Below are 18,746 nucleotides of genomic sequence, written 5' to 3'. Positions count from 1 at the left end.
CAGAGCTGACAATCGAAACTCGACAATAAGGAGCCTTAAAAATCGATTTGGACAAGTTGAAAATGTTCTCTAAATGTTCTCATCATGCCCGCCGCGAATCCGCCGATACGAGAACACCCAGCAAAGCCGTCTCGAAAGATGGCAGATGCTGCCCGCGCTCATCAGTTAATCACGCTGCGCTGCAACCTCTGCCACAAGCGCATGAACTACCTGGCTTCGGATCTGGTTGAGATAGTGGGGCCGGATTGGCCGCTGAATCACGCCCCTTTTCCCTGCAACAAGCACGGTCGCGAATATCTCGACGTCAAGGTCTGGTCGCCAACGGCAGAGGATCTTGGCCGCGTGGCAATCAGGCGACCGGCCCGGGTGATCCAGACCTGGAAGACTGTGATGCTTGGGGACTGAGCAACAGGGCCTCAAGCGGAACTAGAGGTAAATCGCTCCAACACCCAGTATGAATATTGCGATCCGACCGGGCCAACCCTGGAAGATATCGAAAGTCCGCCCTAACAGAAGCCAAATCAACAAAGTAACAGAGACTGCGCCTAGAAAGATTCCCGAAGACCTCGGTCCAGGTCCGCGACGTCTCTTCCACTTTGTCGAACGGGCTCGGCTTACTACTTGTGGGTAACGCCAGTCCCTCGACCAAAGGGTACACAGTGTGGTGTTGTGTTCCGTTAAAACTCTGAGAAAACTGGAAAAAGACACCTTATTCCAATGGCCATTCTAGATTTTCGACGTCGTGGGCTAATAGCTAAAGTTGGTTGCTAATTGGTCACCCCACTTTTGCACTACATTCTGTTTTTTCGCCTCTTCCCAACTGAGTCGGCTTATACGGTCAAGCCGCAATTCAAACGCGAAAATGGTCTCAGATTCAGTGCGGCTAACCGTTGCACAGCGACCCTGTCCCCAATCAACAAGAGCGTAAACAACCCCCGCTTCCTTATTCACGTTCCCTTCTTTGTCTTCAAACAGAGTATTGAAAATGGTGACTTTGGGTTTCACACAGCCATTTAGTTGCTCGAGTCTCTTCATGCGATTTTTCAAGCTCATTTTTCTGCCTCCAATGCAGATATCCTGCGCTCTAGCTCTGTGATCTCAAGTACCCGCCTGTATTGTTCCACCAGCCCCATGACAGTTGCTCCTTCCAACGGGGTTACTTCGCCTTCAGATACAGCCTGCAGAACCGCCTGGGCCGCTTCTGATGCTTCTTGCGCCGATCCGATGGGCGGGAGGTCAAACGAAACGGTCGCATCCTTTCTGGTAGGAGCTATCCGTTCCAGGCAAAGACGCAGCGCCGTGCTGTCACCCTCAAGCGCCATCTCAACCGCCTTTTGTGTGATTGCTTCGGACTGACCTTCAAGCAGCTCCTCAACTGCCCGTGTGACCCTGTGCCGGGTTCCACGTGGTTTGCCGGGATTGCCTGTTGCGAATGTGCCGTCCTGGTTTCGTTCGTCCGTATTGGTTCCGTTATTACGGTTCTGTTTACTGCTCATTCAAACCTCCTTATCTCGATGCCCTTGCCGACTGCGCCAGGGTGCTATTCAGCGCTGCCCTGGACACGGACTCCCCTGTTCTCTGCCAATCCGACCTTTGCTCCTGGCCCGACTCTCGAGGTTGGGGAAAATCGGAATTTCGCGCCGTATAAGTTTTCGTCTTAGTTTCGTTTTCGTCTCGTATAAGTATCGTCTCGTCTACGTCTCGTGTGTCGACAGGGTGTCCAGAGGGTGCTGACACGGTGTCCCGTCCGTAGGCCGTGAGAGGGGCAAACAGAGAGCCGATTTCTGCCTTTGTTGCGACGGACGCGGTCTCCAATTCGCTGGTCAGGCCTTCGCAAAGGGCGTCTTCATATTGCTGCCAAGTGGCGTTCAACAGCGACTTGATTGTGTCCCGCAACTTGGGCCAATCACTGCTGTCAGGCTTCCAGTTCTGAGCTCGTTGAATCGCCCCGACCACTAATTCAGCAACCCCGCCAACGAGCATGTCAGCCCGCTTGCCTTCAAGTGGCGTTGTGTAGCTCAGGTCCATGGCCAGCGAGAGTGCACGAGAGGCGTTCTCGGGCGGTCTCTGGCGCAGAAAGCCGGTTATCCTGACAAACTCTTCGTCGTTGTCGAATTGGATTAACCCCACCTCGCTCAGACGCTCGATGACGGGTTCGATACCCGTGACTTGGGCATCACGCTGCCACATAACCAACGGATACTCGAACTGTCCGGTATAACTGCCGAGCGGGGATAGGTGGGCGCACAAATACGCCCACTTTTCTTCGTGACTGCATTGCCTGAGCTTCTTGGAATTCAGGATGCTGGAATTGATCTGTGTGAATGCCTTCTGTCCCATCTACGCGGCCTCCACTTTGCTGAGCGCGCCCATGAATTCAGGTAGCAATGAGGCCCGGAACGACACGCCCTGTTTGCCAGGACGCATCTCACCATCCTCAGTTATGTAGTAGACTCGGATATTGATGAGGTCGTGTCCCCGGAACTCATCCCGGCTGATACGGTATTCCTCGCAGCTGTTCTTCGGGATCTGTGTGATGAGGACCATTAGCAGCCCTCCCCAAAGTGTAGGGTTGCAACAAGGCGTGCTGCGGCCTCAGAGAGACCATGCTTGCGGCGAATGACGTGGACCTGGAGTTCGCGGGTTCTCATGCTGCCACCTCGCTAGCTTCGACCAGTTCAACCTTGCTGATGAGGAAATAGACGCCGAATCTTTCGTGCCCGGTTTCAGGGTCGTTGCGATATAATTTACACTGGATCTTCACTCCATTATCACGGCGCAGCGGCAGTACTTTGTCCGACAAGCGGCAATAGCTGGCCGCGTAGAGGGGTGATCGCATCAGACCCTCAAGAACTTGGCGCTTATGCTTGGACGCGTAGAATTCACGCGGTTCCTGACCTGGGTCAGTTGTCCGATACAGTGCCGGAGCCGTCAGGTTCGGGAGGTCTGACCAACAGTAAATACGTAGTGCGTTGGATGGGGGGAGTTCGGACTCCGGGTTCTGCTCGGTATTCATGTTTATTCTCCTTGGTCGTTGCACCAAGGGCGATAAACGGTTACATTCACAACTAATCCACTAGCCGCAATCGTATACCGCCCGCGCCCAGATTGGGGTGCGGGTTTCGTTTATGCGGCGGCCTCTTTCGACTTGGCATCAAACCAGCGGTCTAACTCGCCATATTCGATACGAGTGGAGTTGCCGATTTTTACATATTTGAGGCGCCCGGCTTTCATTTCCTCATAGAGGGTACTCCGGGACATTCCGGTGTAAGTAACCGCCCCTGACACATCCGTTGCGCGTGGGCGGACTTCATGTTTTCCAATAATATCCATGCTCGTTTCTCCGTATCCGAGTCGATACGGAGGAAGCTAAGCCTCTAAATTTGCTTTGAGAGGACCAACATTACCGGCGCTTTCCGTTGGCCTCTGCTACACTCCATCCTTGTCGGTTCCGTAGTATCCCCACTTCCGGTAAGCTTCACCTGCGCGCCTGAGTTCTTCCCTTAGCTGTCCGGGTATCAGCCTCGGGTCGGGGACCCCACGAAGTCTTTTGTCTTTTTCTCGCATCCACTTTTGAACAGTTTGGGGCTGGACGCCAAATGCTTCGCAGACCGTCCGAGTGTGCCGCTTGTCATTAATAACACCGGCCTGCGCCGCACTCTTGTAGCGGATCGCAACCGCAATACACTGACGCTCACCCAAGGAAAACGCGCCTTTTTTCTTGGCGTCCGTGACAACCGGGTGAATGCTTCCGCCGGCAAGACCCTCGGCTATTTTTGCAAGCCTTGCGATTAGAGCTGTCGGAAATGGGTTAATTTTTTCGTTTTTTGCGCCTCTGTTGTTTATGGCGCGCAATATCTTTGCGGAGACTAACCACCAATCGCGTACCAACCTTGCCTTCAACTCCCGATTGCCATCGATAGAGTTATCCATTTCAATCAACCTTTTGAATAGAATTTCAGAGTCTTGAATCAATTCCTCTAAGTCGGTGTCAATCACAGGCCAACTCCAATTGAAACTACATCCTCGCTCTCCTGAGTCACCAGTTCTGCCCACTTGTTCAATGCGACCGCGCGCTCAGATAACAGTTCAGCCTGATTGTAGACACGGGCCACAGCACTGGCTTTTGAAGCTGTAGCGGCGTGGTTCAATACCCGATCCACCACAGATTCAGATATTCCGCGTTCAGCCATGTGGGTTGCAAACGCCGTCCTGAAATCATGAAGACGCCATGGCTCGAAATTATCGCCAAGCAGCTCATCAAGCCGGGCTTTCATCTTGCTCCACCCGGATATCGGAGTGCGACCCGTGGTCGTGAACAGGAAATCTGATGTAGCGGATGTAGCAGGGGTCTTTCCGGATCTTTTACTCTTCTTAGCTTCTGCCTGAGCTTGCTCGCGGCGGGCTAGAACCTGTTCAATCTCATCCATTGCCGGGGCCGATAGGTGGGTGATGTGTCCTCGGTCATTCTTTTCCTGAGAAATGGCTTTTTTGAATCGGGACTTTGAAAGTTCCAATTCGCTTTTGCACAGGTTGTTGATTGAAGTGCGGCGCTGAACTGTTAGCAACAGAACGCGCACCGGCGGACCCCAGAGATCCCCGAGTTCATAAGTTTGTTTCCAGATTGCCCGTATCTCATCCAGGCTAAGCACTCGATCTCGGATTTGCTCTTTGATGGCGCGTTCCAGTCGGTCGCCAACATTCTCACTCAGATATTCCCGACGCCATGCCCAGCGTGTGAAGTGTTTCAAAGCGGCCCTGATCCGGTTGGCCATGAACATCTTGCCTTCCTTCGCCTTATCATCAATCGGCTTTTGTAAGCTGGCTCGGGTCAGGTCACCAATTGGCCGGGTTAGGTGATTGCGCAATGCATCCTCTAGCTGGCGCTTACGCTCTCCCTTCCTTTTCAGCGTGGAAAGGTGAAGTTCGTCGTACACGTCCATAACTTCCTGAAGGGTTTGGGCCGTCGCAGCGGCGCGCTCCTGATCCCTACGGGCTTGCTGGGCTTCTAGAACGCGGTCAAACCCACGGGCTGCCTCTGCCTCTATCTCTAGGGCCAGCGCCCGCGCTTCCCCCAGACCAAGCGCCCCATCCTCACGCTTTCCAGTGGGCGACCATGTGCAATAGGTTCCAAATGTGTGTTTGCGCTTCGCGCCGCCTTTGATGCGCTTTTCGTACATCCATACCGCACGAGCGGGATACACCCGCAACCGTAACCCAATGCGCTTAGTGTCGGAAACCTCGACCCGCCCTTGGGCCGGGGGCTTAAGCTTCATCAGGAAAGCATTCGTAAGCTCTTTCTTCACGCTTTAGCCTCTGGGGGACACTTGGGGGACAAAATTCGTCGGATTTTGGCGGACAACTACGGACAAAGATAGATGCTTTCTCTCTGGGGCACAACATACAACCGGCCACAGGCCTTTTTGAAATATAAAGTTTTAGGGGCGCCAGTAGACGATTGTGGACGAAGACAGATTCAAGGTTAAGAGAAGAGTATTTCTGACTTTTAATCAGTGGGTCGCAGGTTCGAATCCTGCACGGCTCACCACTTTTTACATAGCACCAAGGCGTTACGCAGGATCAGATTGATGCGAACGTATAACCACACCGCATGTGCGATGATCTGCCGAGGAGATCCGTGGCGATTGTAGCTGATCGGCGATGGCTTCTTCGATGTCACCTTCGTCCAATAACGGGTGTGAGAAACCAAACGGCAAGTTGACGGGACAAAGCCCTTCGAAGTGCGGAAATCACTTTACGTTCAAGTGGTTGCGATTTCTGCTTACCTCTGAAAGTAAATGGTGCCTCAAGAGGGACTCGAACCCCCGACCTTGTCCTTACGAATTTTGGCGTCCATGGGTTGGACGTGACCGGCTCAAACCGCCTCGATTTGGATAACGCACTACAAATATTTGATTAATTCCGGTCCAGGTCTTGGATTGCGTCGGATGGTACCCGCGAACGTTTGACGTACATCCCCTACTAATCCCCTACTAAATCACAAACAACGCCCTACTAGTGACCCCACCCCATCGACGGCTCTCGAGTAAGTTCACCCACTGGTCTTTCCCGTTCCGACGGAATTGGAGAGCGTTAGCCACAGTGCGGCTAATGTGTAAGTTGTGAGCCGTGCTTCTGGTGACCGGTGCCCTAAGTTTTTCTCCATTTCACAGAGAGGTCTCGTATTGGTGCTCAGACCACCAACCCTGGACCACCGGAAGCGACCGGCACAGCGGCCATTCGCCTGCAGCCGGCGTGGATCATCGAAGAGACACAAAAGAATCGCGTGGCAACATTCGATACGCCAGCGCACTATCAATGCATGCGTTCGGGCTGCGCGTCATTACTCTGGTCAGTATCCCTTAGTCGATCTTCGAAACATTTCGCCACATCGACGTGCCCGAAGTTCACAAGGCGATCATAAGCGTTAGCCCCCTGGCTAGCATCGCATATGTTGGCATCTTCGTTCAGTAAGGTTTCGATCAACCAAGGGTCCCCGATCTCCGCTGCGCACAAGAATGGCGTCAGACCATCCTCTTCATTTGCCACGCGCGTATTAGGGTTGGCCCCTCCGTCGTGGAGCAATGTCATCACAATTCTCCTAGAGGCGCCCTTGGGAAACTTGGGCGTGAACTCTTCGTTAAGTACATTCAGAAATCGCGCAAATTCGGGACGGGACGACAGCAGTGCTTTGATCTCATCGCTCAAGAACGGCGATACGCTCGCTTGTGATCTTGTCGGCAATAGACCCACTGCGTTTTGAAGTTCCGTCTTTGGACACCGCGAACTTCCAGCCCAATATTTTCGGAACATAGAAACAGCATCATAGAGTGGCGTCTGGCCAAACTTGCCTTGCACCTCAACGTCAGCACCTGCATCGATCAGTTTTTGCACCCAAGTTGGCTTGCAAAGGCAAACCGCCAGATGCAAGCACGTTCGTCCGCTTTTATCCTTTTGGTTTATTATTGTACGCGCAGGGAGATCAGCATTATCCCCTGTTGTTTCCATAATGGCGCGCATTACGTCTTGCACCGTCACGAGACTCTTACGGGTTTCCATAGTGGGTTTTGTTTGCCTTTGTTTTGTCTCCAAGAAAGGAAAAGGAAAGTTTTCTACGAGCTTTCCGGCTTGCTCAAACTCAACGGTGGCTAAACCATAGGCTTCAGCCCAACCTCGCCATTTTTTGAAAATGCTTTTTTGTTTTCTTTTGAGAGCAGGAGCAGTGATGAGGATGAGATATAGTGCTGTCCTGAACTGATGTGGGCTGCGCCACTTGAACCATGTTGCAGATTGCTCGAACTCAAACATCGCTTGTTCAAAGTTTCCACACTGAACTTCAAGTAATCCTTGGAAAATGTGTAACTCAGGCAGCCTTAGGTGGCTTTCTGGTGTAGCTTCGATGGCTTTAAAACACTCTCTTGCCCTGGTTAGGTCACCCAATTCCTTACGGCGGTTTGGATCCAGTAATCTTAGCAGCTCAAGCACGGAATTTTCTGCAATTGGATCAAATGTTTCTAAGTCCGCATAGGGTCCGGCTAGCAGAGACTGTAGCGCTGGCTGAATTTGCTCAATCGTGATGATATAGGCAGGCATGTATGCGGAATTCGCAGCGAGGTTTTGTTGGCAGTAGCGCGCGTAAGCCCTCGCCAAAAGAAGCGCCACGGCTTGCTCACGCTCTACGGTAGCAATTTCCAAGATTGTAGAAACGCGCATTTCCGTTCCGTTTTCCCAGCCCTTTACTTGTTCTTCCCAAGTTTCTTGTCGTTTTGAACACCTGAGAGTGGAAATTTTAACCAGCGCTTCGCTCCAAGATTTTCCCTCTCGAAATGCACGCCAAGCAATAGGAACCGCGGAATTCGGGTCGTTCATCAACGTCCGCACTTGTTGGTCGTCCAGAAGCGGGCAATACAAGGAAAAAACCATGTACCAATAGCTTCTCGCGTATCGATCAAAGGTACGCCTCACTTCGTGTGATGGAAGCGGCCCGCAATCAATTTCCGACACGTGTTCGATATAGCCTTGCAAGGCAATCCGCAGGTCGTTGATCAGTTGCTTTGATGGATCTAAAAGACCCACTGTTTTGGAAGCGTACCTTCTCAGTATTTTCGCGGCATCTTCAACGCTCAAAGGAGTGTCATCGCGAAGTCTCTCGATGGCTTTATCCATCGCTTTTTTGGTTTTTACGTCTGGTTGCGCTGTGAAATTCTGCAAAAAGAACGCGACAATTTCACTAATCTGAGGGATCGGGCTAAGTTCATTTTTCTCCATTGCCCTTAAACTCCCTGAGACTTCAAAAATTGTACTTGTGCTTTCAATATCGACAGCGTTTTTCGATCGCTCGGGCTTGAGGGCACGATTAGAACGCCACCATTGGGCAGAGTAAGCTTTCCATGCTTGCCCCCGCGGTAAAAAACCGACCCAAGCTTCACTTCTGTTTTAATCATTTTGTGGATGTCTTTGTCGTTGCAGTACTTCATACTTGTATCCTTGATAATGGCGGACACTCTTGGCGTCCGCCACAATGAGTTTTGGTTATTTGAGCCTTGAAACTTTGGAACTGGCCCGCTTGGCGGCTGCAGATTCCGCCCTTGCCGCGAAGGAACCTTTGGGCACTTTTCCGCCAGAAGATTTTGCCGTAGCACTTTTGATCCGGCTAACTGCGGAGGAGGTCATTGAAGTTCGTTTTGCCATGTGATTGCTCCTTTGTTTTCACAACTGAGAAGATCCACGAGGCTTTCTTCCAAAACTAGGCGGTGAATTGGCGACAGTAATTTTTAAATTTAAATCAGAGGCTTATGATTTTTGGATATCGCGCTCTGCGGCTGCATCTAAGCTTTGGTTTAGCATCGAGCTCAAGGAAACGACGACCCGACCACAAGAAGAACTTGAGTGATATGCCCTGGAGCCGCCGATACAGCGCCATTGATAGGTAGATTGGTCAATAGTCACCTACTTTTGAGACAAGGTGTCGGCAGCCACCTGGTCCACTGTTTTTCGCTCGTATTCGGCTGTTATGATTCAAAATTCGTGACGATGGAACGAAGCCGATGTTCTTTCTCTCTAGCTAAGTTCAAAATCGCGCGCCATAATCTTTGCAAAACAATGCGCTAGCATTTCAATTCAGTTATTTTGTTCGGCTTGTTGGCCTACTTGCGCCACCGGCTCGGCTCCCAATCAAACAACCGCGTAGTTCCGCGGCGAAAAAGCGAATTATGGACAAAGAAGCAGAGAAGATCCTCAAATATTGGCGTGTTTCGTTAGCGGACAGTGCCTTAGGTGACGGTAAGTTCACCCAACGGGATCGAAAACGGTTCATAGAGGTGTCCAGGGAGACGGTCCGTTCGGGGACACTGCCGGATGCGATCCTGGACAGGGTCTTTGGGGGCCAGAAATCGACCAAGAACGTTGCCGTGAGGTTTTGGCCGCTCGTTATGGCTCGAAAGTCCTCGCACGGCGCAGCGCGTGTCGACGGCTTACCGGAGATCGTTGCACCAGTTGTGACGGAAGCAACAGTGGACCGTGATGGCCAGATCACCCCATTGCGCAACGCGCTGGCGCGAGACGTCCTTTCACCACTTCCATCCGGAGAATTTTCAATCGGTAGTGTTGACGACCTCGATGATTTTCTGACCGAGACACCCTTGCCTGACATGATCGATGACAACGCGTGGCAAGAATACCTCGGGCACTGTCGTCAAATGGTGGACGCTGTGGCAGAGGGCTGGCCGAATGGCGACGAAGACTACCAGTCTATGGGCTTCGGTTTTCTCGAGTTGGCAGAAGATGCCAGTGCCACAATCCGCAACATCGTAGATCTTTACGACAAGTTGCTTAGTGAGAAGCCAGATGCGCCTCTATTGAGGCAGGTCGCTGCACCGAGCAAATCGAAATCTCCTCCGGACCCTAAGGTTGAGAGTGAATTCAGTCGCCGCTTAGGCCACTCTAATCCACATTTTCCTCTTTCTGAGCATCAGCGTCAGGTATTGGCCTACCTTGACGCCATGTCTCCTGCGGAAGTTATCGCCGTGAATGGACCGCCAGGCACGGGCAAGACGACAATGCTACTTTCGGCGGTGGCTAGTCTCTGGATCAAAGCTGCCCTCAAAGGTAAGGAACCACCGATCATCGTTGCTGCGTCCACCAACAATCAGGCGGTGACAAACATCATTGATGCCTTTGGAAAAGACTTCGCCAAGGGAGAAGGTCCATTTGCCGGACGATGGCTACCAGATATCTGGAGTTTCGGAGTATTCCTTCCATCGCACTCTCGTAAGTTGGAAGCAGCAAAGAAGTACCAAACAGAAGATTTTCAAACAGCCTGCGAAAGTGTCGAGTATTTCTCACGAGCCAAGGAAGAGTATCTTCAAAAAGCAAAGCTCGCATTTTCCGATCTGTCAGAAGTTAACGTAGAGCTCGTTGTCGAAACCATTCAGAATGAAATGGCAAGAGAGGCTCAAAAGCTTTCAGAACTGGACGAGGCTGCCAAGACCCTCAAAGAGGCAAAGCAAGCGGTAGAAGCGGTTCTCGGTGAGAACCCTGACGAAACAGAAGAGAGGCTAACTGAGGCGGTAGCAGAAGCGCAACACAACGAGGAACGGATCAAAGCCGCAAAAACTGCCTTGGAAAAGCATCTAGCAGCTGAGTCTACCGTAACGGCGATCTTAGGTTTTCTGCCAACCATCAAAAGAAAACGGGTGTTATCGGCCCAACAGGCGATCCACGAGTTCATGCCGGACGCTGATGGGTTCAATCGTGTTGCGGACGTTGAAGCTCATGTCACTGGAAACCTTCGTTCTGTCGAACAATTGGCAAAACAGGCCGAGCAGGACCTAGAAAATGCTCGTCGTCTTCGTTTCGCATTCGCGAATGCTCAGAACCGCTGGCATCGCGCAAAATGCTCTGTTTGCGGCGCCGAGGATGACCTGGACTTGGAACGCGCCGCCGATTTGAGCATTCGCTTTAGACTCTTTCAGCTCGCGACCCACTATTGGGAAGGGCGTTGGTTGCTGTCTATGGAGGAAGACCTCGCGGGCATCGCAGGCTCCTCAAACAAGAGAGGGAAGGCGACGCTCGTTCCTCGCTGGCATAGACGCATGATGCTAACACCTTGCGCTGTTGCCACATTCGCCAGTTTGCCGGGAAAACTAACTTACAGTCGCAAAACCGGAGGTAAATGGGCGAAAGACTATTTGTATAACTTTATTGATTTGTTGATTGTGGATGAGGCTGGGCAAGTCTTGCCGGAAGTCTCCGGGGCGAGCTTTTCCCTGGCTAGACGTGCTCTTGTGATTGGCGACACCCAGCAGATTGAACCCATCTCATCCGTGCCGAAGCCGGTAGATGTCGGGAACCTACGAGAAGTTGGGTTGCTCCAAAACGATGAAGATTGGAGTGAGTTGTCGGCGAGAGGGTTATGCACCACGTCCGGCAGCGCCATGAGGATTGCGCAGGAAGCTTGTAAGGTTTCACCATATGCCGAACTTGAGAAGGGACTTTACCTCTTTGAACATCGGCGCTGCTATGACGAGATCATAGGCTACAGCAACGCACTTTGCTACAAAGGCAAACTGCGTCCTCTTCGAGGTCCAGTTCCCGATGACGCCAAGTTGCCAGGTTTGGGATATTTGCACGTAGATGGACGAGCAATACGGCTGGGAAGTAGTCGCGCAAATTTGCTTGAGGCTCGGACTATTGCTGCATGGCTGGACGCCAATAGATCGGAACTGGAAAGTCGATACCAGGCACGCCTTGAGCAAATTGTTGGAGTGGTGACACCATTTGGACGACAAGTGCGTGAAATTCGGACAGCCTGTGCAAACAGAGGTATCTCCGTCGATTTACGCGATGGTATGACAATCGGTACGGTTCATTCACTACAGGGGGCAGAGCGACCTGTGGTTATCTTCTCCCCTGTCTACTCGAAACATGCAGACGGCAATTTCATCGACGCCTCGGCCAGCATGCTCAATGTCACTGTGTCCCGCGCTAAAGACAGTTGTCTTGTCTTCGGAGACATGGACGTTTTGGCAACTGCTTCTCCGGGATCACCTCGTTCGATGCTTGGTGATTTCCTGTTCAGCTCAACGGAGAATGCACTTGAGTTTGAAACGGAGCCCAGGAGCGATCTGCAGAATGATAGTGGCGAGCTCCAGATGCTCCGCGACGCTGCTGAGCACGACGCGTTCTTGATTGATGTCCTCGCTGGGAATGGGCGCCAATACTCAATCGTCAGTCCGTGGATCATTGCACGTACTATGGAGAACGTCGGCTTCCTAACTGCTTTCGCGAAGGCGATTAGTCGGGGTGCCAAGGTGGATGTATTCTCAGATCCCCTTCTAAACTCTAAAACGACAAATGAAGGTCAAACCCAGATGTCATTGGCCAAGGAAACTCTTTTCACAATTGGCGTTCGACTTCACGAAGTGCCTAGGTTGCATAGCAAGATCGTAGCAGTTGACAGCGATCTGCTTGCAATCGGGTCTTACAACTGGCTTAGCGCCGATCGACACGGAAAGTACGCGCGACATGAGACTTCATTTGTCTACAGAGGCCAACATTTGGAGACGGAGATTAACACGATTTTTCGGAGCCTAGGCACCCGAGAGAAATGACTACGCACAACCGATGGGGTCCATTATGATAATAACGGCTGCACCTATCGACCAGAACTGAACTATCGGCTTTGAAGGTACTGCTTGGAAAGCTCAAAAACATGTCTCGCTATGTCAGACGACTCAGGAGATAGACCCTGTGCTTGGTCCAAGCTCTCGATTTCCCGGTCGGATAGCTTAAAGTAGTCGTAGTGATAAGTTCCCTTCACGCTGCCGTTGCGCGCCTTGTATGCAATTAACTTGTTCTCGTCCAAAATGTTTTCTGAAATTGCGATATGATCTGAGAAACGGTCAAAATTGGGATGAATAAATAAATACCTGTCCGATCGATCATAGTTCGACAATATGGTGTCAATATCGACAACAAAACTCGTGTCCCGTCCTTTGATCCTCATGTTGCATTTCTTGCATGCTACGCCGAGGTTGCAGAGCGTGTACGCGAGCGAACGAAAATCGTCTTTTGGCAATACATGTTCGCGATCCAGAACGTACGTGAACTCGCCTTCAAAGTTTTTCGCACAATAGCAACAACTATTTCCGTGGCGTTGAAGGTGAAAGTCTCGAACTCTGACCTTCAATTGCAATAGTACATCTTTGTGGTCGGATAGTTCATCTTGTTCATGATCCCAGGGCTTTGAAGTTGCAAGAGCCGCGTCGATTGCACTCTGCTCTTCTTCGCTAACATTGAAATCTGTCAAAGGAGGTTCGAACGGGTCAGGCATTGATCAGCTTTCATTCCCAGCGTCGACTTTTTCCGCAAGTTGTTGAACCGCATCGAGAAACTCTGTTTGTTTTTCGTCAAAGCTGGCACCCTTAAAGGACGCAACAATGGAATCGAATTCATTGATGCTGATTTTCCCGGCTTTGAGCTGTTCAAGTGAACTGGACAGCGATCGGCTGAGGAAATGGTTCGCTGGAGTAATTGTTTCAAAAGCTTCCCAAAGAAGCTCTTCAATACTGTCCGGCTCTCTCTCTAGTTCACCGATGTCAATTAGTTCGAGCTTTTCGCCAAAGACCCTATATACCTGCGAATCCCTTCTGCCAGCACGCACCCCCCCCAAAACGACAAGTGGAGCATGGGTGGCGATAACTACATTCGGCTCCATGTAGCCACTGCCAACCAAGATATTCTCCAAGTACTCGCTTTGCCATTTTGGATGAAGGCTGTTTTCGGGTTCGTCAATCAGTATAACAGTCTCTCTGCTAACCTCTGTTGCCAAGAAAACTATCGTTGCCAGAAGTGTAAGCTGTCCGGAAGAGGCCCGTCGAATAGGAACAGTATTCCCGTCTATCGATTGCAGTAGTACCTCAACTGACCTGATAATCTTGAGCTTCTTTAGCTCTGCCTCCCATTTCAAAATTGAAAGGTACTGAGACAGGAAGGATGCCTGAAAAGAGTCTCCAAAGAACTCAAACTCGATCCAAGATACGGTCTCCGTCTGCAATCTACGTGCAAAAGTCAAAGCACGTTGAATTTCGTCATAATCCGAACCTGGAATGCCTAACTCCTCAAGGTCGCGCGGGTAAATCTCCGAACTCCAACGCTTGCCGCGCCGCACTGAAAGCCCGACGGCGTCATTATAGCCGCAGTATTTCAAGATGGACGAGATTGAGGAAAAACTTGGATACTCTTTGTCGTTGAGAGTTGAGATCGCTCGCTTTATCGCCTGGGCCGGCACGTTCGGGCCTTTCGCCGCCGACATTCTGTTTAAACCACGCAGGCCGGTGAAGCGATCGTAGACCGTATTGCTTATTGCGACCACGTTCTTTCGACCGCGCAGTCCAAGTGCCATGTTTCTCAAGCACCTGCTTTTTCCTGCCCCGTTTGGCCCAACTAGGAAATATGACGAAGGGTGGTGTGTTTCCAAAAGCTGGAGCGCTAATTCCTTTGTATGCATACGAAGCACTCAACCAGAGTGACTGAACAAGATCAACTCATGAACCGCAGGTAGTGAAGCTCCCATAAGCGCCCTTATGTAAACTTGGCGGGTAGAGCGCAGTTTTGCTAACCATAAGTGTAGCTGCCAGCAACCGCACCACCCTGGCAACCCCACCCCATCGACGGCTCTGTGACCAATTGGGGTCAGGACAAGGCCTGGTTCGACGGATTTTGAGAGCTATATTGGCCCCAATTCGATCGGCTTTTCGCAAAGTAAACAAACTGGGTTCAACAAACCCGATCATGAGAAAGCTTTCAACACATCTACCAGCCGCTTAAACTCTAAATCGTCATCCGCCCCTTTCCAGCGATTTGCGAACTTGCAAACAATCTGTAGGTTCCCTGGTTCGTAGTGGCGACTACTGTCGATCCGATCCAACGATGCGCGCATTTCTGCGTCTCCGTCAGTCTCATTGAAATTGATCGGCAAGCTCGTCAGTGCACAGTGACGGTCTTGGTCGGCTATTAGACCCTCGATGTATTCTCTAAGTGCTTCTTCAGACGCAAAACCCAAATCTTTGATCTTATGAGTTCGCTCGGCTACCTGGCCGTTGGACTGAGTTATGGTTTGAATCGCTGTTCGCGCCATCCTCCACGCCGCAATCTGCTCATTGTTAAAAACCGTGACGGCTCCGGCTTTGGACTTCGACTGCTGAACCTTCTTACTCCAGTCGTCGCGCCCATGCCAAGGTTCCAGGTCTTCTCCTCGGATCAAAGCGAGCGAATACCCCGCATAATCAGGACCCAACTGCTGCATCGTCGCTTCAGTGGCCAGGAAGTCTTTTGCCTTCGGGTGAAGTCCTGCCCAAGGCATAAGGTTGCCCTTAACATTCTTGTTCGACCAAGGCTTACATGGCTTGTGACATATGATAACGCGGCGCTGCCTACCGACCGGCTCTACGAGGTCCTCGAACAAAGGTTCGTCGTTTGAAGACTCCGTCCACCACAGGTGCTCCGTGTCGCTGTGTAGCCAAATGTCGCCGTTGCTCTCGGTAATGTTGGTCATCAGATTGAACCACCTAGAAGCTACAGCGCGTGTTGGCACGTTACCGGCGGCCGTTAAGGTGCCCATTCTATTTTGGATGTATCCTTCTCGGTCGCCCGCTTCCCAAAACGGCTGAGCCTCAACCGTGTTCATCGTCGCAATTGTTCCGCGGCTCAGACAGTCTGGCCACGCATAGTTTTGCTCACCAAAATTCGCGACGAACACCTTCATTCTGCTGCCTAACTAGACCCGCTTCAGTTTGACGACATGAAGCTCTTTGAGCCACTGACCTTCCAAGGGCCTGGTCTCCTTTGACACGACTTCCCATGTCCCTTCGTCGGGTTTTGAGTTTTCTGTCCGCATATTCCCCGTAACAGGATCCGGCGACCCGCGCTGAATGACAGCCCGAACCTCTTGCCCGGGCTGGAAATCGGCGAAGTACTTAGCATGCACATGCGTTTCCGCATCATCTCCATCTATGAGGTGTTCCCAGATCGAAACCACCTCAACGCCATCCGCAGCCGTCAGGTGCCATTGACGAAAAATTCCGGACGCACCCAGAGAAGCAAATGCTGTTCGTCTATCCAATGATCTTCCCCTTCTCGGCTGCTAGGATGCTTCGTAGCTCGCATCGAACAACGGTTTCGCGCGCTCAAAATCGGCCTCACTCGAAATTGCCACCTCAAGATCCCCAGTACCAAAATGTCCAATTTTTCGAACATCACGCGTGAAACCGTCTTCTACCTCAATGCTGTCAGGATTGATCTTAAGATAGACAAGCACTTTTCCTGTTTGGGGCCGCACCTCCACACAGGCAAAGTTCTTGATGCGCCGAAAGGCGAAGTAGAACTTTAGCGTTTTTTCCTGAACATCGTCACCGAGCGCTACAAGATATGCCCGCACGGCCTCATATCTGTCTTTCACAGATTGGTCGCTTTGAGCCAGGTATTCTGATGCAGTTTTGTAAACGGCCGTGCTGGGTTTTGACTTTCCACCGTTGACTGTGGTTGTTGCAGCTGGCTCAGCCGAAGCAGCAGTCAATTGCTCAAGCAGAAGCAGATCACCATCAAACCGAACATATCTGATCAGCTCAATGTTCCGGTTCATTTGGTTTACAGCGTGTGTATCGTATTTCGTGAAATCTCCGGCAATGCAGATCAACCTTGGTGCAGACCATTCAATCTGGTCAGAAACTTCCATCCCGAACTTCTCCAGGACAAGCAGGCGAAAATCGGCCCGGTGGTCCATTAGCCAATCCAAGTAGAACAAGCCTTGATTGATAACGTTCTCATTGGTGCTGCGTTTATACTCGATAATTACCGGGCAATTATTCTCATCAATTCCAAGCGTGTCCATTCGACCGCGGTTGGTTGTGCGAAATTCAGAGGCAAGAAATCGGACGCCAAGCAACTCTTCTAAGTTGTTTTCGAAAATGTCCTGTAATGACTTCTCCAAAGCAACTGCTCGGCCTTCAAGCTCTGTCACCAAATTTGCGCCCAGCTTAAAAAGCTTAATATCTGCCATGCCTATACCAATCTTTTGGAGCGCACTCTTCAGCACTCACCGCTCAATTTTCTGCAGCTTAGCGACGTTCTCATCTCAAGGACAGAGCGTGACGCACGGTAGCGCCAAGTGGCTTGAAGCGAATCGATCTCATGAGCCCGAAAGCTCTATGTATTTAACCGGTGATCAAAGGTGTCTTGGTTCACGCATGCGCGTGTAGGACACAGCCAGACAAAACATGATAAGTCTCTGATAATGATTGTAATTTCGAGATTTCATGCTTAAGTTGAGTTGAGGCCACAGGAGGTCTCAATGCCTACACTTCGTTTTACCAAACGCGCCATCGATGCGCTTACACACCCCGAAAAGGGACAAGTTCTCTATCGCGACGAAATGCTGCGCGGTTTCGGCCTGCGCGTGGGTTCTCAGTCAAAAGTCTTCTTTGCTGAAGGTCAGGTACAGAACCGGACACGCCGCGTTTCTATTGGTCGTGCAGATGTGTTGGGCGTAGATGCCGCCCGCAAAAAAGCCTTGGCCGTTCTTAGCGAAATGGCAACAGGTATCGATCCAAACGCTGAGAAGAAGCGCGCCGCGCAAGAAAATATAACGCTTAGCCAGGCTTTCGATGGGTTCTTTGCCACACGTACCACCCTCGCTAATAGCACGCGGGATCGCTACGGGCGCTCTGTGAACTTGTACTTGAAAGACTGGAAGCGCACGCCGGTCACTTCCATTAGTCGACAGATGGTGCTGAAGCGGCACCAACGGATTGCAAAGGCCAACGGCGAGGTGACAGCCAATAATGTAATGCGTCATTTTCGATCTGTGTACAATGTAACCGCGGCCGCGCATGACGAGTTCCCGCCGAACCCGGTCAACATCCTTACACAGGCGCGAGCTTGGTATCCTGAACGGCGGCGGCGTGGGGCTGTCACAGCACATGACTTACCTGTGTGGTGGGCGGCAGTCATGAAGGAACCCGACTATTCGCGCGACTTCTTGCTTATCGCTCTTTTCACTGGCATGCGCCGCAACGAGATTGCCAGCCTTCGGTGGGAATATTTGGATTTACCAGATCAGGCGCTGCACATCCCACGAACCAAGAACGGTGATCCCCTAGATCTTCCGCTATCTGACTTCCTTTCAAAACTGTTGTTGGAACGTAAGAAAATCGTAGGAAAGTCTGAATGGGTGTTCCCCAGCAGCGGCCGCACAGGCCACTTGGTAGAGACGAAGAAGTTTACTAGACGGGTGACCGAACGCTCCGGCGTGGCTTTTACTCTACATGATCTGCGGCGAACGTTTATCACGATCGCTGAGAGCCTAGACATCCCGCACTACGCCCTTAAACGGCTTTTGAACCACCGTCTGTCGGGAGACGTCACTACGGGGTACATTGTTTCAAACGCAGAACGCCTTAGGGGTCCCGTGAGTCAAGTTGCCGACCAGATACTCAAACTTACTGGTGGAGATGCATAATCCTGGCCCAATGTCGCTTAAGTATTTATCTATTAAGTATTATTTTTGCGTACCCGCATTGACGAAATTGCCGTTTAAGCGTACTGATAGCGTTGCCTGGAAGAAAGTTTGCCCTGAACGGCAAGGTGACACTTGCCAAGGCCGGTGAGATTAGGCCGGGTCCAGGTCGGTAGGATCGCAAGCGTGGTGATCCCTTAAACGAACGTCAAGTGTCCGCACAGCGGGCCAG

General features: G+C 51.3%; 18 protein-coding genes. 4 read left to right on the top strand and 14 right to left on the bottom strand.

Going from position 1 to position 18,746, the window contains the following annotated elements; translation table 11 throughout:
- Positions 1–138: 138 nt before the first annotated feature.
- A complete protein-coding gene (locus AC2FH6_RS11980) occupies positions 139–405 on the top strand; it encodes a hypothetical protein (RefSeq protein WP_496702774.1) in 267 nt (88 codons plus the stop codon).
- Between the two features lie 342 nt (positions 406–747).
- On the opposite strand, the gene AC2FH6_RS11975 is transcribed toward AC2FH6_RS11980, so the two are convergent.
- From AC2FH6_RS11975 to AC2FH6_RS11935, 9 genes are all read right to left on the bottom strand, one after another.
- Entirely contained in the window at positions 748–1,053 is a 306-nt protein-coding gene (locus AC2FH6_RS11975) for a hypothetical protein (RefSeq protein ID WP_496702773.1), read from the bottom strand.
- Positions 1,050–1,496, bottom strand: a complete 447-nt coding sequence (locus AC2FH6_RS11970) for a DUF5681 domain-containing protein (RefSeq protein WP_496702771.1) — start codon at positions 1,494–1,496, stop codon at positions 1,050–1,052. Before AC2FH6_RS11970 ends, AC2FH6_RS11975 begins: the two co-directional genes overlap by 4 nt.
- Positions 1,497–1,506: 10 nt before the next feature.
- Positions 1,507–2,340, bottom strand: a complete 834-nt coding sequence (locus AC2FH6_RS11965) for a hypothetical protein (protein WP_496702769.1) — start codon at positions 2,338–2,340, stop codon at positions 1,507–1,509.
- Positions 2,341–2,547: a transcriptional coactivator p15/PC4 family protein gene (locus AC2FH6_RS11960; RefSeq protein ID WP_496702767.1), complete on the bottom strand. Its 207-nt coding sequence runs from the start codon at positions 2,545–2,547 to the stop codon at positions 2,341–2,343. It lies immediately after the preceding gene.
- Between the two features lie 100 nt (positions 2,548–2,647).
- A complete protein-coding gene (locus AC2FH6_RS11955) occupies positions 2,648–3,016 on the bottom strand; it encodes a hypothetical protein (RefSeq protein WP_496702765.1) in 369 nt (122 codons plus the stop codon).
- Between the two features lie 110 nt (positions 3,017–3,126).
- Positions 3,127–3,333, bottom strand: a complete 207-nt coding sequence (locus AC2FH6_RS11950) for a helix-turn-helix transcriptional regulator (protein ID WP_496702763.1) — start codon at positions 3,331–3,333, stop codon at positions 3,127–3,129.
- A 96-nt stretch (positions 3,334–3,429) separates the two neighbouring features.
- A complete protein-coding gene (locus AC2FH6_RS11945; protein ID WP_496702761.1) occupies positions 3,430–3,999 on the bottom strand; it encodes a hypothetical protein in 570 nt (189 codons plus the stop codon).
- Positions 3,996–5,306: a tyrosine-type recombinase/integrase gene (locus AC2FH6_RS11940; RefSeq protein ID WP_496702759.1), complete on the bottom strand. Its 1,311-nt coding sequence runs from the start codon at positions 5,304–5,306 to the stop codon at positions 3,996–3,998. Before AC2FH6_RS11940 ends, AC2FH6_RS11945 begins: the two co-directional genes overlap by 4 nt.
- A 1,009-nt stretch (positions 5,307–6,315) precedes the next feature.
- Positions 6,316–8,268 (bottom strand): ankyrin repeat domain-containing protein, encoded by a 1,953-nt coding sequence (locus tag AC2FH6_RS11935; protein WP_282022317.1) that lies wholly within the window; start codon positions 8,266–8,268, stop codon positions 6,316–6,318.
- A 253-nt stretch (positions 8,269–8,521) separates the two neighbouring features.
- On the opposite strand from AC2FH6_RS11935, the gene AC2FH6_RS11930 reads away from it, so the two are divergent.
- Positions 8,522–8,695, top strand: coding sequence for a hypothetical protein (locus AC2FH6_RS11930; RefSeq protein ID WP_282022316.1), 174 nt, complete (start codon positions 8,522–8,524; stop codon positions 8,693–8,695).
- A 517-nt stretch (positions 8,696–9,212) separates the two neighbouring features.
- Positions 9,213–12,611, top strand: coding sequence for an AAA domain-containing protein (locus tag AC2FH6_RS11925; protein WP_282022315.1), 3,399 nt, complete (start codon positions 9,213–9,215; stop codon positions 12,609–12,611).
- A gap of 62 nt (positions 12,612–12,673) precedes the next feature.
- Here AC2FH6_RS11925 and AC2FH6_RS11920 read toward each other — a convergent pair whose 3' ends face one another.
- The 5 genes from AC2FH6_RS11920 to AC2FH6_RS11900 form a co-directional block, all read right to left on the bottom strand.
- Positions 12,674–13,333 (bottom strand): HNH endonuclease, encoded by a 660-nt coding sequence (locus AC2FH6_RS11920; protein ID WP_496702756.1) that lies wholly within the window; start codon positions 13,331–13,333, stop codon positions 12,674–12,676.
- Positions 13,334–13,336: 3 nt separating this feature from the next.
- A complete protein-coding gene (locus AC2FH6_RS11915; RefSeq protein WP_496702754.1) occupies positions 13,337–14,404 on the bottom strand; it encodes an AAA family ATPase in 1,068 nt (355 codons plus the stop codon).
- Between the two features lie 387 nt (positions 14,405–14,791).
- Positions 14,792–15,766, bottom strand: coding sequence for a hypothetical protein (locus AC2FH6_RS11910; RefSeq protein ID WP_496702752.1), 975 nt, complete (start codon positions 15,764–15,766; stop codon positions 14,792–14,794).
- 12 nt (positions 15,767–15,778) lie between these two features.
- Entirely contained in the window at positions 15,779–16,123 is a 345-nt protein-coding gene (locus AC2FH6_RS11905) for a hypothetical protein (RefSeq protein ID WP_480854711.1), read from the bottom strand.
- Positions 16,124–16,144: 21 nt separating this feature from the next.
- Entirely contained in the window at positions 16,145–17,059 is a 915-nt protein-coding gene (locus AC2FH6_RS11900; RefSeq protein WP_496702750.1) for a DUF5655 domain-containing protein, read from the bottom strand.
- A gap of 291 nt (positions 17,060–17,350) precedes the next feature.
- Here AC2FH6_RS11900 and AC2FH6_RS11895 point away from each other — a divergent pair, with 291 nt between their 5' ends.
- The gene (locus tag AC2FH6_RS11895) at positions 17,351–18,517 is read left to right on the top strand and encodes a tyrosine-type recombinase/integrase (protein WP_496702748.1); all 1,167 of its coding nucleotides are present in this window, start codon (positions 17,351–17,353) and stop codon (positions 18,515–18,517) included.
- Positions 18,518–18,746: the final 229 nt, after the last annotated feature.

It is taken from the genome of Ruegeria sp. CDSC045 (assembly GCF_059610725.1).
The sequence above is the reverse complement of the archived record's forward strand: the minus strand, read 5'-3'. Positions and strand labels throughout refer to the sequence as shown.